The organism is Acinetobacter sp. WCHA55 (genome assembly GCF_002165305.2).
Lineage (GTDB): Bacteria > Pseudomonadota > Gammaproteobacteria > Pseudomonadales > Moraxellaceae > Acinetobacter.
Map to the genome: position 1 here is coordinate 3,076,946 of NZ_CP032286.1, position 15,174 is coordinate 3,092,119.

Consider the following 15,174-nt stretch of genomic DNA (forward strand, 5'->3'; position numbering starts at 1 on the left):
AACGTTTAAGGGCAAATTATGTGGTCGATTCTGGCACTCGGTGCAGTTGAACGATTAATTCATTATGTGATTAATTTGGATGCGATCACTCGCATCCAGCTCAATGAACTACAAGGCAAGATGTTGCGTGTGGTGATTACATCCCCGCAACTGTCTGTAGATGTGTTCTTTGACCACGCTAAAGTACGCTTAGAACCTACCGTTACGGGGCATAGTGAAACAGCGTCCATTTTCGAACAACGCCCTTTTGACCAAGCTCAGTCTCCCCCCCCAGCAACCGCAACTTTAACAGTGGCCAATGTGGTTGAGCTACTCAAGCTTTTACTGGCGGATGATGTTGGCAATATCCCGCTCCAAGGCGATTATCACCTTCTGCAAGATATTCAACGGATTATGCAACAAGCTGAGCCAGACTTGGCTGCGCATCTAAGCCCGTGGCTTGGTCCAAGTTTGGCGCATGAACTGGCCAAAATTCAACTGGCACCGAAGCACATCAAACAGACCTTGCAAAGTCATTTGTTTTTTGCTGAAGATGCCTTGAAAGAAGACAGTGGTCTATTTGCCCCACGTTGGCAAATGGATGATCTGCATCAAGATACCCGCATTTTTAATCAAAACTTAGATCGTGCCGAAGCCAAAATTCAACAGCTTCAAGCACAGATTGACACTCAAGACTCAACTCAAAACTAGGTATTTGCATATATGATTCCGCACGTTTCACGTTTACTCGAACTTTGGCGCATTGCCGCGCACTATAGACTCGACACGTTGTTTCCTGCGGAAGAATTGCCTGAAAAAGCACGTCATGCACTAGGACTAATTCGCATGCATCCAGCGGCATGGTCCAGCCGTGAACGCAAAAACCCATTGAAGCTGAAACTGGCTTTAGAAGAAATGGGACCACTGGCGATTAAAATGGGGCAACTCCTGTCTACTCGCCGTGACCTTATTCCACCTGAAGTGCTACAACAACTGGTTTTGCTCCAAGACCGTGTCAAACCGTTTGGTTCTGATGTCGCGAAAATGCGTATTCAGGAATCACTGAAAGCCGATGTAAATACGCTGTTTGCACGCTTCGACGAACAGCCATTGGCAGCCGCGTCGATTGCTCAAGTCCATACGGCGGCTTTACATGATGGGCGCGAAGTGGTGGTGAAAGTCACCCGTCCCGATATTCGTAGTCAAATTTTACATGACTTTGAAATTTTAGAATGGCTAGGTGATTTTCTAGAAAAACGCCTAGAAGCCGCGCGTGCCCTGCACTTATCTGAAATTATTCAGGACTATCGTCAAGTCATTTTAAATGAACTGGATTTGACCTTAGAAGCCGACAACACCCGTCGTATGCGCCATTACTTTACAGGCTCAAGCATGATGTATGTGCCTGAAGTCTATATGGACAGCAAAGACGTGATGGTGGCTGAACGTATTACGGGCGTTCCTATTTCAGACATTGAAACCTTTGAAAAGTTGGGCATGGATCGTAAAGATCTGGCAGAAAAAGGTTTAACCATTTTCTTTACCCAAGTCTTCCGTGACAACTTTTTCCATGCCGACATGCATCCGGGCAATGTCTTTGTTGAAACCCTCAACCCAAGCCAACCACGCTATATTGCGTTGGACTGTGCCATTATGGGGGAGTTGTCGAAGCACGACCAAATGACCGTGGCACGTATGCTACTTGCGGTCATGAACAGCGACTTTATGCAACTGATTCAAATCGTGCATCAAGCGGGTTGGATTCCACCGGGCACAGACCAAGATGCACTAGCACGTGAAATGCGTCGCACGGTCGGGCCAATGGTGTCCAAACCCATGCATGAATTGGACTTCGCAGGCATTTTGATTCAAGTGATGGATATCGCACGTCGTTTCCATTTGGAAATTCCACCACAGTTGATGCTACTGCTTAAAACCCTCGTGCATGTTGAGGGTTTAGGCACAGACCTTTACCCAGAGCTGGACATTTGGAGTTTAGCCAAGCCAATCCTGACCGATTGGATCAAAGCACAAATGAATCCACAGAAGAACCTAAAAGAGCTGGGACAAAAAATTCCGGACTTACTTTTAGGGGCGCAAGACTTCCCAACACTGTTGGTCGATAGCTTAAATGGCCTTAAAAACCAATCGGCTTGGCATGCTAAACAGCTCAATGAACTACAAAGTATGCGCTTGCAAATGGAACATCAGCAAAAGCGTAGTTGGATTTTTGGTAGTCTCATGGCCATTTTGCTGTCAATTGCGATTATCTCGCCATGGTTTATTTCAGTGATCTTAATTGTGCTCACTGGCTTACTGGCGGTGTGGCGCGTGTTTAAATAAATACTTTCTGCTGTATAAAAAAAGTCTGAGTCTCTCAGGCTTTTTTTATACTTAACGGGTATGTAGAAAATGACTCCCAAGTCATTCTTGGATCACTTTTGCCAATGCACTCATTCTCTCGCCAACTAAAATGACAATACATATTGTCTCTTTGAATGATAACGATGATGCAAATCCTGCAGAAACACCCTCCGGCTTTAAGCATTCGTGCAGGTAAGTTAGCACGTCAACTCATTCAAAGCGAAGGCTTACAAGCTGAGCAGGTCGATATTGTGCCCGGTGCCGCAGGTGGGCCCAAAGGTATCGGGATTCAAGGTTTAGACCAAGCCATTTTTGGTGAGTTCTTTGCCCGTGCACCACAAAGACGGACTTTGATTGGTTCGTCTATTGGCAGTTGGCGCTTTGCCAGCATCTTGGCGCATGGTGCAAAAGCAGGTACTGAACGTTTAGGTGAACTCTATACCAACCTGTATTTTGACAAAAAAATGCAACGCCAAGAAGTCAGTGATATTTGCCGTGGCATGCTGCTCGACTTGGTGCAAGGTAAAGAAGAGGAACTAGTAGATCATCCAGACTACCACCTTGCAGTCCTCTCGATTAAAGCACAGCACATCTTCCAAAGTGACCAAGTTCTACCGCTCTTGGCCTCTGTCGCAGGGATCATCGGCACAACCGCTGTTGCACGGAAACATAGCCGCCACTTTATGCAACGGGTGATTAGTCAGCCCAACATTGGCAAACAATTTAAAGTAGAAGATGATTTCCTCACTCATTATCACAGTCTCACCGCTGCAAACGTTCTGCCTTGGCTGATTGCCTCAGCCTCTATTCCAGGCGTGATGGCCGCGATTCGCGATATTCCAGATGCACCCCAAGGCAGTTATCGCGATGGTGGTCTGATTGACTATCACATTGACCTGCCTTTTGAGAGTCAAGGCATTGTGCTTTATCCGCACTTTACGGACAGCATTACGCCAGGCTGGTTTGATAAACTGTTTAAACGCCGCGCCAATCCTGAAAATCAAGCCCGTACCCTGCTCCTATCTCCATCCCAAGACTATTTACAGAGCTTACCTTTAGGGCGCTTGCCTGATCGTAAAGATTTCACCCTCAAAGGGCTTGACCAAAAACAGCGCATTCAAATGTGGAACCAATGCATCGCTGAAAGTCAGCGCTTAGGTGATGAGTTCTTGGAAATGGTGGAAAAACAGCATTTTGCACAGGTCATACAAGATTTATAAACAAAATTTGCGCATTAATGTAATCTTGTTTAATCTGACCAAATAAAGAAAAATCGAGATTACATTATTTCTATGCTAACAATAATTTTAAGTAAACAAGAAAAATATGTTCAAATCATTGAATTACAAAACGAATCGTGGGAAAGAATGTTATTGCAAGCTCGTTAGAAGATTGCATTCCAATCAACATCGACCAATTAAAAAAATCGGATGATATTCGTTATGAATTCATTTTTAGACAATGGTTAAATCATTCGATCTATGATTTCTAATCACTCCCCCCACTTCGCCATCATCGGTGCAGGAACCGCAGGATTAGCCACTGCGATTTTACTGGCTCGACAAAATATTCAAGTCAGTATTTTAGAGAAAGCTTCAAAACTTGAACCTGTCGGTGCAGGACTGTTACTCCAGCCCTCTGGTTTAGCTGTTTTTGAGCATTTAGGTCTTTTAGATGAGGTTTTAAGACTGGGTGCAAAAGTCACTGGGCTCAAAGGTCAGTTGCCGAGTGGCAATTTACTGGTGAATAGCCATTATCAACAAGCGCACCCTGATTTTTATGGTGTCGGTATTCATCGAGCCACGTTATGTCATGTTTTAGAAAATAAATGCCGTGAATATTCCGAATTCATTACTTGGCAAATGAATACTGACATTCAAACATTAGAAGAAAAATCAAATCATATCCAAGTTTTGGGTACAAAAGATGGCGAAGCATTTGACCAAGCTTTTGATGCTGTGATCATCGCCAATGGCGCACGTAGCCTTTTAAGACCCAAAAAATGGGTAAAGGTTGATCAAGCTTATCCTTGGGGAGCCAAATGGACGATTGTTCCCGAATGTCTTGAATTAGATACAGAAATTTTACATCAGTTTCATGATCGCTCTAAAATGATGCTGGGCATCTTACCAACAGGCACAGTGCCACATGAACCCAAGCAAAGACTGTCGAGTGTGTTTTGGAGTCTTCCCAGCCATCAGCTAAATGGCTTTCTACACAATTCACAAGCGCATTCCGACTGGTTAAGCCAAGTGTCTAAGCGGTGGAAACCTGCTGCGGATTGGTTAGAACAAGTCATTGCCCAGCCTGAACAAAAATCACAATGGTTGACTGCAAATTATCGTGATGTGGTGCTGTCTAAGTTTGGTGAGGGTCGTATTGGTGTCATGGGTGATGCAGCACATGCCATGAGCCCGCAACTGGGGCAAGGTGCAAATATGGCTCTTTTAGATGCATGGGCTTTGGGCCAAGCGGTTCAAAGCGCAAGGAAAAATACAGCTCTTGATTATGTTCAACTCTGGCAAACGTATCATCAACACCGTCAAAGTTCGACGGCGTTCTATCAATTTTTAAGTCGTTTACTCACCCCCCTTTACCAGTCTGAGCTATGGTGGGCAGGTGGTTTACGTGATTTAAGCTTTGCTTGGATGTATCGAATCCCCTATTTTCGTAAAGAAATGGCGGTGACGATTTCAGGTTTAAAATTAGGCATGTTCAGTCAAATGAACTATCAGGATATTGCAAAACAAAACAATCATTCTGTGTAAAATGCGATGACCATCATCGTCATCCGCTTTGGATGGGTGACTGATAGTTGAATTTCTAAAATACATCAATTAAGCCACTGTGAGATAACTGTAGAAAGTTTCTCCTCTATTCTGTTTAAATCACGTAGACTATAGCGCGCTACGTTAACATCGTAACACTCTCAATATTTATTCGCTTGGTGAAATCTTATGAACAATTTGCAATGGCTCGATGAAGTAAAATTTAACGAACAAGGTTTAGTCCCTGCCATTGCACAGCATCATCAAACGGGTCGTGTTCTGATGGTGGCATGGATGAACCGTGAAGCGTTGGCTTTGACGGCTGAAAAAAACCAAGCTGTGTATTTCTCTCGTTCACGCAACAAGTTATGGCATAAAGGCGAAGAATCTGGACATTTTCAGACCGTACATGAAATTCGTCTCGACTGCGATGCCGACGTAATCGTGCTGCAAATTGAACAGCACGGCGGGATTGCCTGTCACACAGGTCGCGAATCATGCTTCTACCGTAAACTCACGCCAAATGGCTGGGAAATTGTGGATGCACAGCTCAAAGACCCGAACGCGATTTATGGTGAAAAATCAACCAACCCACATACATTGGCAATGAATGCCTCAACAGCGCAGTCTGAGCAAGTTGAAGTTTTGTCCTACCTCGGTCAAATGATGGCTGAGCGTAAAGCAGCTGATCCAGACTCGTCTTATGTTGCAAAGCTGTACCACAAAGGTCTCAACAAAATTTTAGAAAAAATCGGTGAAGAAGCGGTTGAAACCATTATTGCCGCGAAAGATTTTAAATCTGAAGCGAATGAAGATCATAAAAATGATTTGATCTATGAGGTGGCAGACCTTTGGTTCCATACGATTGTGGTTTTAGGTTATTTCGACTTAGACCCTCAAGTGGTTCTCAATGAATTGGCACGTCGTCAAGGGCTTTCTGGTTTGCTTGAAAAAGCCAACCGTAACCACTAAGTTTATTGCCTGTGTCGAATATCATCAAACCGAGCGCGACTTATGAGCAAGCTATTGCCATTGATAACGCACGTCTGGGCAAATCGTTTAAAGTGATTGCCTATGCAGGCACAGGTAAAACCACTACCCTGCAAATGATTAGCGATGCCATGCCACAAAGACGTGGCATGTATTTGGCGTTCAACAAAGCCATTGCCAGCGAAGCACAAACGAAGTTTCATGGCAATGTCGACTGTCGAACCTTCCACTCGCTTGCTTTTCGCAGTGTTCCACGTGGAGTGACCGACAAACTTCGTCTACCTCGCTTAAGTCCGAGTTTTATCGCCAAAGAATACCGTCTTGAACCGATTACCTTAAGACGAATGATGGGCGGACGTTATGAAAAATATGTGTTGATGCCGTCACGCTTGGCCAGCCTTGTGGCCAATGCCGTGAGTCACTTCTGCTCAACCAGTTCTCAGTACCCAGCGCCGCGACATTTACAAGCACCGAGCTGGTTACATCCCGATGATATCGACTCACTACAAAAGCACCTTTACCCTGCCATTGAACGACGTTGGTTAGAATCCATCGATCCTCATCATCAAGCAGGGATTGGTCACGATATTTATTTAAAACTGTGGGCGCTGTCTGAACCCAATATCCCAAGTGACTATGTGTTGTTTGATGAGGCACAAGATGCCGATCCGCTGATGTTGGGCATCTTACTGAAACAGCGCAATACGCAAGTGATTTATGTCGGTGATGCCCACCAACAAATTTATGCATGGCGTGGCGCAGTCAATGCCATGCAACAACTGCCTTTGCCTGAATCGCGCCTCACCACCTCGTTCCGTTTTGGTGAAGAGATTGCATTACATGCCAATGCTATTTTAGGTGCCCTGAATGAAACTGTACCGCTCATGGGCAACCCTCTGCTCAACTCTAAAGTGGTCAACAAACCCCATACCAAAATGCGCGATGCGATTTTATGTCGCACCAATGCCCGCGCTATGGAACTGTTACTCTCAGGATTGGTTCATGGCGATAAAGTCAGCCTACAAGCCGACCATGTCAAACTGAACCGCTTTGTCGATGCCGCAGCGATGCTGAAACAAGGTAAGCGCGTCACCGATGTGCCTGAACTGGCGTGGTTTAATTCTTGGCACGATGTACATGAATACTGCGAAACCAATGACGGCAGTGACATCAAGCCTTTAGTGAAATTGGTGGATGATCATGGCACCGACCCACTCAAAAAAGCCCTCGCGAAGATTACACCGATTGAACAAGCCGATTATATTATTTCCACCGCTCACAAAGCCAAAGGCTTAGAGTGGAACCGTGTTCACATCGAAGATGATTACCAATTTAAGGTCAACGATAAAGACCATAAAATTAGTGATGAAGAGTTAAGACTGCTTTACGTGGCTTGTACACGTGCTAAAGTAAGTCTAAATATTCATCACATTTACGACCTGATGCAACAGCTGAAAAAAAAAATGCCTAGCTCATTACGTAAAGTGGCTGGATAGTCGAATGTAAAAATAGTCACAACCGCTGCGGGTGTTCTATGAAAATTCAATCGATTCACCTGAAACACATCCTGCATTTTGCTGACCTTAAAGTCGATTTTTCTTATCATGACAAACCTGTCACTTTAATTTTAGGTGATCAAGCCTCAGGCAAGACCACAATCTTACGTTTTAGCTATCAGGCTCTGACTTGGTTTGCGGCCCGTTATAAAGATTTACGCTCTGCAGGTGTAGTGATGTTAGATCACGACATTATGCTGAACCGCCTACAATCCAAAATTGATATTCAAGTTGCTGTGCCCGCTGAGTTGCATGCTCTCAAACCTAGGGCAGTCGATACTGCGACCGAATCTTATACATGGCAACTCTACAAAACTTTAAACCAACAAGGTATTGGCATCAGTCGAGTTGAAATGTTGGAACTCGAACAACTGGTGAATTTATATCAACAGGCAACGTTACAAGATCCGCTGCAAGGTTTACCGTTGATTGCGTATTATCCTGCGGAACGTTTTGTCAATGAGATGAATATTCTCAGCAAGAATAATCCCCTGATTTTCCAACATGCACATGCCTATGAAATTTCAACTATTCCCTATACCACCTTTGCGCGCTTCTTTGAGTGGTTTCGTGAAATCAGCGATATTGAAAATGCGCAAACTGCACAGTTTTTACACACGTTATTGCATCAGCCCAAAAGCATGCCACCCGATATTCCGCTAAGCTATAAACTGGCTCAGACTCAAGCACACATCCAGTCACCCAGCCTACAAGCGCTCAAGCAAGCGTTAGCAACCGTTCTGCCCGAAATAGAAGATCTTTATCTGCAATATCATCCCAAATTACAACTGATGGTGCGCTACCATGGCAACAGTATGCTCTATCAACAGCTTTCCAATAGTATTCGCAACTGGGTGGCGCTCGTTGGCGATATTGTGCGACGTTTATGCCTACTCAATCCTGAAAGCCTATTCCCCTGTTTAGAAGGTGACGGCGTACTGTTGATTGATGCGATTGATCATCAATTGGATCAAAATATGGCGCAAGTCATTTTAAAACGTTTAAATCAGGCTTTTCCTCGACTACAAATTATCGCCTCAGGCAACCGAATTGAGTTGCTGGAACAAGCCAGCGAGTTTCAGTGTCTCAAACTGGAAAATAAGCAATTAAGTCCGATCCAACTCGAACCACTACAACATCAGTTCGATATGATTTACCAAAACCTCGCCAATCATGAAGCGATGAGTGGAAGCACCGAACCGATTGCGGCTGAACCTCAAGATTTAAATGTGGCTGAATTATTCACACAGATTCAACAGCAACTCTCTCCCGAACAGCAACAGCATTTGGTTGCTTTACTCAATGCTGAGGATGATGCCTCATCGGCAAATCCATTAGCTTAGCCTGCTTCATCGGCATCACTATTTCAACCCTCAAAAAAAGGCGACCAATGGTCGCTTTTTTACATTTCTTGCACCGAGAAAGTACCTGCCACCCACCAAGGAACAACCATCACGCGTATAATGTTTTGCGTCAGCGCAAAAAAGATTGATGTTGTTTTAGTCATGTTATATGATCGGTTTTACTTGCAAATTTCTAACTGAAATCGGATTTTGCTATAACGCTTCATGAGTTGCGCAACACAACTTCATTATTTTTAAATTTCACATTGGCTTTCAAGATTGAGACTCTTGGGCTGCTCTTTGCAGTCCTGTAATCCTTGAAAGATGAGATTCACCAATAGGTTTTGACCTATTCACGACAATGGAAACGAGTGTGCTACCGATTATTATATTGTTACCGTTAATACTTGGCACAACCCTTGTCTCATTACTGAAGCAGAGCTCACGTAGGCTAACCGCCTTCGTAGCTGTTGGGGTCAGTATGACAAGTTTAGGCTTATTACTGACCCAAGCACGAGAGGTGTTTAATGGCGCTGTCATTACGCAGTCGTGGTCATGGTTGCCACAGCTTGGAATTGACTTCAGCTTCCGTCTAGACGCCTTAGGCCTTCTCTTTGCCTTACTGATTAGTGGCATCGGAACACTCATTTATATTTATGCCTACTTTTATTTAGGCCCAAAAAACTCTCTCAATAAGCTCTATCTACTGCTCATGTTGTTCATGGCAGCCATGCTCGGAATTTCACTCTCCAATAATTTAATTTTACTCCTCGTTTTTTGGGAGTTGACCAGTATCTCCTCTTTCCTATTGGTCGGTTATTGGAGCAATTACGACGCAGCACAACGTGGCTCACGAATGGCATTGACCATTACGGGTATGGGCGGATTAGCCATGCTGGGTGGTTTCATCTTGCTCGGCCAAATCACAGGTACCTACGAGATTGATCAAATCTTGACGATGACAGCACAGATTCAAAGTCATGCTTTATTTGTTCCTACGTTACTGCTGATTTTACTCGGTGCTTTTACCAAAAGTGCGCAATTTCCATTCCATTTTTGGTTGCCCAACGCGATGGCAGCCCCGACCCCCGTGTCTGCTTATTTGCACTCAGCAACCATGGTAAAAGCGGGCATTTTCTTGGTGGCGAGACTGTTACCCATTTTTGCAGGTGCGGCACTGTTCCACAATTTGGTCACCTTTATTGGCCTGTTTACCCTGTGTATGGCTGCATTTTTTGCCATCTTTAAAGAAGACCTGAAAGGCTTATTGGCCTATTCAACCATCAGCCATCTCGGCTTGATCATGTGTCTCTTGGGGATCGGATCACCTTTGGCTGTGGCTGCGGCTATTTTCCATATTATTAACCATGCCACCTTTAAAGCAGCGCTATTCATGATCGCAGGTATTATCGACCATGAGTCGGGCACACGTGATTTACGTAAGCTTAGTGGGATATGGCAACTGTTGCCTTATACGGCCACTTTGACCATGGTCACTGCAGCATCGATGGCTGGCGTACCCTTGACCAATGGTTTCTTATCTAAAGAAATGTTCTTTACTGAGTTGCTCAGCAATCTGTCTGGCCCTGTGCTCATCTGCTCTGCAATTGTCGCGACACTGGCAGGGATTTTTGCAGTCGCTTACTCTGTGCGTTTGGTACATGGGGTTTTCTTCGATGGCCCATTAGGCAAACAAGTTCCCAACAAAGATGCGCATGAGCCGCCGTTTGGCATGCGTGCACCGGCCACTTTACTGGCGACTCTATGTATTTTAGTCGGCTTGTTTCCTGCTCTCTTGGTTGAAAACATCGTCAACAGCACAGCACGCGCCAGCACTCAAGTGATGGATTTTGAAGGCACACATCTTGCCCTATGGCATGGTTTCAACATGCCATTGTTGATGAGTGTTATTGCCTTAGCCGGTGGTCTAATTTTCTATTTTAGTCTAGCGAAAGGTGGCAAAATTCGAGAAATTGATCTCGATCCATATTTAGGTCGTCTACAAGGTCGAATTGCCTTTGACTTATTCCTGAAGTCACTCCTGCTCAACTCACGTAAATTTAAACGACTGACTGAAAACGGTAAATTACAAAGCTATATTCTTTGGATTGTGATCTTCAGTATTGCAATAGTCTCACTTCCATTTTTAGGACAAGGGCTGACCACGGGTAGCCGTGAACTTACCCATGCTCCTGTTTTAGCGATCGTACTGTGGCTACTGTTATTCTCTTCATGCTGGATGATGCTATGGTTCCACCACGAACGGATTAAAGCGGTATTGATCAGTGGTGCGATTGGTTTAGTCGTAACTATGGTCTTCATCTGCTTCTCTGCACCTGATTTGGCCTTGACACAAATCACCGTCGATGTGGTCACCACCGTACTGTTATTGATGAGTTTATCGCTTTTACCACAACTCACACCTTATGAGTCAAGTGTCTCACGTCGTTGGCGAGATGCTCTCATTGCAATTGGGGGTGGGCTCGGTATTGCATGGATCACATGGCTCATCTTGACCCGTGATCACAACTCCATTTCATGGTTCTTCATGCAACAGTCGATTCCATTAGGCGGCGGTACCAACGTGGTCAACGTGATTTTGGTTGACTTCCGTGGTTTCGATACCTTCGGTGAAATTACCGTTCTTGGTATCGCAGGCATTGGCGCACTGTGCTTAATGGATGGTATGCGTACCCACGGCACCACCATGACCCAAGGTCTCAGTTACCGCTTTAACCCATCGCCATTGATGCTTCGTATTACTGCATCTTGGATTTTACCCATTGCCTTGGTGGTCAGTCTGTATATCTTCCTGCGTGGGCACAATCTGCCTGGGGGCGGTTTTATCGCAGGTTTAATTACCGCTTTGGCCTTGATCATTCAGTACATGGCACTCGGTCAAGATCATGCAGAGCAGTTGCTCAAAGCCAAGTCAGGTCGTTTGTATGAAATTTGGATTGGAACTGGTCTGGTCATTGCAGGCTTAACAGGCTTAGGTGCATGGTTCTGGGGACGCCCCTTCCTCACCAGTGCACATTTTTATGTGTCGCCACCAATCTTAGGCGAAATGCATCTTGCAACCGCAGCACTGTTCGATGTTGGGGTCTATATCACAGTCGTAGGTGCGACCATGCTACTTATTTCAGTACTCGGGGACTCACGTCACTCTAGTATGTCTGGTCCAGTACCAAAGGGGGATTAATATGATTAGTTTAGAACTGTTACTTGCCTCCGCTATTGGTTTGTTGACTGCCACAGGCATCTATCTGATTTTGCGTGCCCGTACCTTCCCTGTGGTACTTGGCTTGGCCATGATTGGTTATGCCGTCAATTTATTTTTATTTGCCATGGGGCGACTTCAACTGAATGCACCCGCAGTACTCACTGAAGCCAGCAAAGCCACTGATCCCTTACCACAAGCCTTGGTGTTAACTGCGATTGTGATTGGCTTTGCTACCACGGCTTTTATTGTACAACTGGCTTTACGCAGTCGTTATGAAACAGGAACCGACCACGTTGACTCTAAAGAAGAAATACCACAAATTGACCCACGTGAGGATGAGCCATAATGAATGACTTCATCCAATTTTGGACCGAACATACCCCAATTTTTAGTATTTTAATTCCTGCCATTACCGCCTTTATTTTGGTGTTATTGGGTAATCCGGGATCAGGCTCTTTAGCACAAGACTGGCGACAACCTTGGCGTCGAGGCATCAGTTATACCTCTGGCCTGTTGGGCTTATTTACTGCAGTTAACTATCTGATCTTTGCCAGTTCAGGGCAAATCAGTGTTTACAACCTCAGCGAATGGGCTGCGCCGTTTGGTATTGTTTTGGTCCTCGACCAACTGTCTGCCCTGATGCTGGTTTTAACCTATGGCTTAGCTGTTCCAGTAATGTGGTTTGCCAGTAAAGAATGGGATGAGCGTGGACGTTACTTTCATGCCATGTGCCATTTCCTCCTGATGGGTTTAACCGGTGCCTTCCTGACAGGCGACTTATTTAACCTGTTCGTATTCTTTGAAATTTTGTTGATGGCTTCCTATGTCTTGTTACTGCATGGTCAAGGCAAAGCGCGTTTTCAACTCGGCATTCACTATGTCACCATCAACCTGTTGGCGTCAGCTCTGTTTTTGATTGGGCTTGGCATGATTTACGGTAGCGTCGGCAGCCTCAATATGGCGGATGTTGCACGTTTGATGCCTGTATTAGAAGCCGATCAACATCGTATCGCGGTTGCAGGTGGGCTATTGTTGTTTACAGTCTTTGGCATTAAAGCAGCCATGCTACCTGTCGGATTTTGGTTACCCAAAACCTATGCGGTGGCAACGACGCCTGTGGCGGCTCTGTTTACTATCATGACCAAAGTCGGTATTTATGCCATTTTACGTGTTAATGGTACTGTATTTGACGATGCAATTAGCCGTGAAATTCTGCAATACATTTTATTACCGATAGGTTTAATTACCTCAGTCTATGGCGTAATAGGTGCAATGGGTGCAGAACGCTTACGTCGTTTTATTGGCTTTATGATTTTGTCTTCTGTGGGCACGATTTTAATCGCCATTTCCCTATTCAATACTTTGGCATGGGCAGCGGCACTGTATTATTTGGTACACAGCACCATTATTGCGGCAGCTTTCTATATTTTAAGTGGTTGGATTACCTCTCAACGTGGTGAGTTTAAAGACCATTTTAAAATTGCGCCGCAAATGAAACAGCATAAGGTGGTGGCCTTAACCTATTTCACCATTGCTTTAATGATGGCTGGTTTACCACCCTTTAGTGGTTTCTTAGGCAAAGTATTTATTCTCCAAGCCACCGCACACTCACCGTATCAATTACTGATTATTGTGACCGTTTTAGTGGTGAGCTTATTGAGTATTATTGCGTTTACACGAGTCGGTTTCGTGATTTTTTGGCGCGCAACCAAACCTGAGGACAATCCTGATGAAGCTGCTTATATCGCGTACCAAGCCTTACCCGAACAAGCACCGAAGCGTAATGACAAAACCATTTATCTACTGTTGGTCGGTTTAATGGCTTATATGGTCTTTGCAGGTCCGATTCAAAAGTACACATACCAAACGGCTGAACAAATCCAAAATAATGCGCTTTATGAACAGACTTTGCTCAAAACTGATGAGCATGGAAAAACCATTAGCGTACAACCTTTCGACAGTGAAAATTTACCTGAAACCAAATATGGTGGCGAACGCGTAGATCCGAATGCACATTTGATTCCATATTTAATTTCAGAAGAAACACTGGAAGGCGAGCATATTTCTGAATACAAAAAACGCCAGATGCAACAGCAACAACAGGCTGAAGTAAATCCCGATGCTGAAAGCCTACAACCGATGGTGGAGCCTTAAACATGAAAAAAACTCCGTTTTTGGAACGTTGGTTACCCCACCCTTTTGTCTCGGTGATTGTTGCGCTGAGCTGGGTGATGTTGGCACATAGTGTCGAGGCAGCCAGCTTAGTGATGGCATTTTTACTGGCCATTTTTATTCCGCGTCTGATCAGACCATTCATTGCTTACACCCCAAATATTGAATGGAAAGCAGCGGTAAAACTATTTTTTGTGGTGTTATACGACATTGTGGTGTCGAATATTCAAGTCGCTAAATTGGTCCTTGGCCCAATTGATCGTCTACAACCCAAGTGGTTTCGCGTTCCACTGGAAACACAACATGAGGAAGTAAACACCTTATTGGCGATGATTATTACCACCACACCAGGCACAGTTTCCGCAGGCATCGATCAAGATCGTGGGGATATTTTAGTTCACGCCCTCAGCACCGATGATGAAAATGCCGAGATTGAAAATATCAAAGCGCGTTATGAAAAACCGTTGATGCAAATTTTTGGTGTCGAAGCAGGAGACAAAGCATGACCATTTTGCCTTATGCCCTCGGGATTTGTTTAATTGCCATCACCATTTCAATGTTGCTGTGCTTAATTCGCTTAATCATCGGTCCGTCAATTGTGGACCGCCTCTTAGCACTCGATACACTCTTTTTAAATGCAATCTGCCTCATTATTATTTTAGGCATTTACTGGGCCAGCACTTCATTATTTGAAGGTGCTCTTTTGGTTGCGATGCTCGGCTTTGTCTCTACAGCCGCTTTAGCACGTTACTTCACCTCAGGTCATGTGATTGACTAGG

The 15,174-nt window shown here is 44.7% G+C and carries 12 protein-coding genes; all 12 read left to right on the top strand.

What is annotated here, in order from left to right; translation table 11 throughout:
- Positions 1-18: 18 nt before the first annotated feature.
- The 12 genes from CDG62_RS17570 to CDG62_RS17630 all read left to right on the top strand — a co-directional run bounded on the left by CDG62_RS17570 (position 19) and on the right by CDG62_RS17630 (position 15,173).
- Complete coding sequence (locus CDG62_RS17570) at positions 19-690, top strand: ubiquinone biosynthesis accessory factor UbiJ (protein ID WP_087527039.1); 672 nt, start codon at positions 19-21, stop codon at positions 688-690.
- A gap of 12 nt (positions 691-702) precedes the next feature.
- Positions 703-2,322 carry an ABC1 kinase family protein gene (locus tag CDG62_RS17575; protein WP_087527040.1) on the top strand — a complete coding sequence of 540 codons (1,620 nt, stop codon included), beginning with the start codon at positions 703-705 and terminating at the stop codon, positions 2,320-2,322.
- A gap of 164 nt (positions 2,323-2,486) precedes the next feature.
- A complete protein-coding gene (locus CDG62_RS17580) occupies positions 2,487-3,563 on the top strand; it encodes a patatin-like phospholipase family protein (protein WP_087527041.1) in 1,077 nt (358 codons plus the stop codon).
- A 261-nt stretch (positions 3,564-3,824) separates the two neighbouring features.
- Entirely contained in the window at positions 3,825-5,111 is a 1,287-nt protein-coding gene (locus tag CDG62_RS17590) for an FAD-dependent oxidoreductase (protein WP_087527042.1), read from the top strand.
- A gap of 189 nt (positions 5,112-5,300) precedes the next feature.
- A complete protein-coding gene (gene hisIE / locus CDG62_RS17595; protein ID WP_087527043.1) occupies positions 5,301-6,083 on the top strand; it encodes a bifunctional phosphoribosyl-AMP cyclohydrolase/phosphoribosyl-ATP diphosphatase HisIE in 783 nt (260 codons plus the stop codon).
- Positions 6,084-6,094: 11 nt separating this feature from the next.
- Positions 6,095-7,597 (top strand): AAA family ATPase, encoded by a 1,503-nt coding sequence (locus tag CDG62_RS17600; RefSeq protein ID WP_087527044.1) that lies wholly within the window; start codon positions 6,095-6,097, stop codon positions 7,595-7,597.
- Positions 7,598-7,635: 38 nt separating this feature from the next.
- Positions 7,636-9,000 carry an ATP-binding protein gene (locus CDG62_RS17605; protein ID WP_087527045.1) on the top strand — a complete coding sequence of 455 codons (1,365 nt, stop codon included), beginning with the start codon at positions 7,636-7,638 and terminating at the stop codon, positions 8,998-9,000.
- Positions 9,001-9,361: 361 nt separating this feature from the next.
- On the top strand, positions 9,362-12,202 hold the full coding sequence (locus CDG62_RS17610) for a monovalent cation/H+ antiporter subunit A (RefSeq protein ID WP_087527046.1): 2,841 nt from the start codon (positions 9,362-9,364) through the stop codon (positions 12,200-12,202).
- 1 nt (position 12,203) lies between these two features.
- On the top strand, positions 12,204-12,569 hold the full coding sequence (locus CDG62_RS17615; protein ID WP_004692695.1) for a Na+/H+ antiporter subunit C: 366 nt from the start codon (positions 12,204-12,206) through the stop codon (positions 12,567-12,569).
- Positions 12,569-14,377: a monovalent cation/H+ antiporter subunit D gene (locus tag CDG62_RS17620; protein WP_087527047.1), complete on the top strand. Its 1,809-nt coding sequence runs from the start codon at positions 12,569-12,571 to the stop codon at positions 14,375-14,377. Before CDG62_RS17615 ends, CDG62_RS17620 begins: the two co-directional genes overlap by 1 nt.
- A gap of 2 nt (positions 14,378-14,379) precedes the next feature.
- Positions 14,380-14,901 (top strand): Na+/H+ antiporter subunit E, encoded by a 522-nt coding sequence (locus tag CDG62_RS17625; RefSeq protein WP_087527048.1) that lies wholly within the window; start codon positions 14,380-14,382, stop codon positions 14,899-14,901.
- Complete coding sequence (locus CDG62_RS17630) at positions 14,898-15,173, top strand: monovalent cation/H+ antiporter subunit F (RefSeq protein WP_087527049.1); 276 nt, start codon at positions 14,898-14,900, stop codon at positions 15,171-15,173. Before CDG62_RS17625 ends, CDG62_RS17630 begins: the two co-directional genes overlap by 4 nt.
- The last annotated feature ends 1 nt before the right edge of the window (position 15,174 follow it).

Coding starts and splice junctions, on each gene's coding strand:
- CDG62_RS17570 (WP_087527039.1), top strand. CDS start 19: ATGTGGTCGATTCTGGCACTCGGTGCAGTTGAACGATTAATTCATTAT.
- CDG62_RS17575 (WP_087527040.1), top strand. CDS start 703: ATGATTCCGCACGTTTCACGTTTACTCGAACTTTGGCGCATTGCCGCG.
- CDG62_RS17580 (WP_087527041.1), top strand. CDS start 2,487: ATGATGCAAATCCTGCAGAAACACCCTCCGGCTTTAAGCATTCGTGCA.
- CDG62_RS17590 (WP_087527042.1), top strand. CDS start 3,825: ATGATTTCTAATCACTCCCCCCACTTCGCCATCATCGGTGCAGGAACC.
- hisIE (WP_087527043.1), top strand. CDS start 5,301: ATGAACAATTTGCAATGGCTCGATGAAGTAAAATTTAACGAACAAGGT.
- CDG62_RS17605 (WP_087527045.1), top strand. CDS start 7,636: ATGAAAATTCAATCGATTCACCTGAAACACATCCTGCATTTTGCTGAC.
- CDG62_RS17610 (WP_087527046.1), top strand. CDS start 9,362: ATGGAAACGAGTGTGCTACCGATTATTATATTGTTACCGTTAATACTT.
- CDG62_RS17615 (WP_004692695.1), top strand. CDS start 12,204: ATGATTAGTTTAGAACTGTTACTTGCCTCCGCTATTGGTTTGTTGACT.
- CDG62_RS17620 (WP_087527047.1), top strand. CDS start 12,569: ATGAATGACTTCATCCAATTTTGGACCGAACATACCCCAATTTTTAGT.
- CDG62_RS17625 (WP_087527048.1), top strand. CDS start 14,380: ATGAAAAAAACTCCGTTTTTGGAACGTTGGTTACCCCACCCTTTTGTC.
- CDG62_RS17630 (WP_087527049.1), top strand. CDS start 14,898: ATGACCATTTTGCCTTATGCCCTCGGGATTTGTTTAATTGCCATCACC.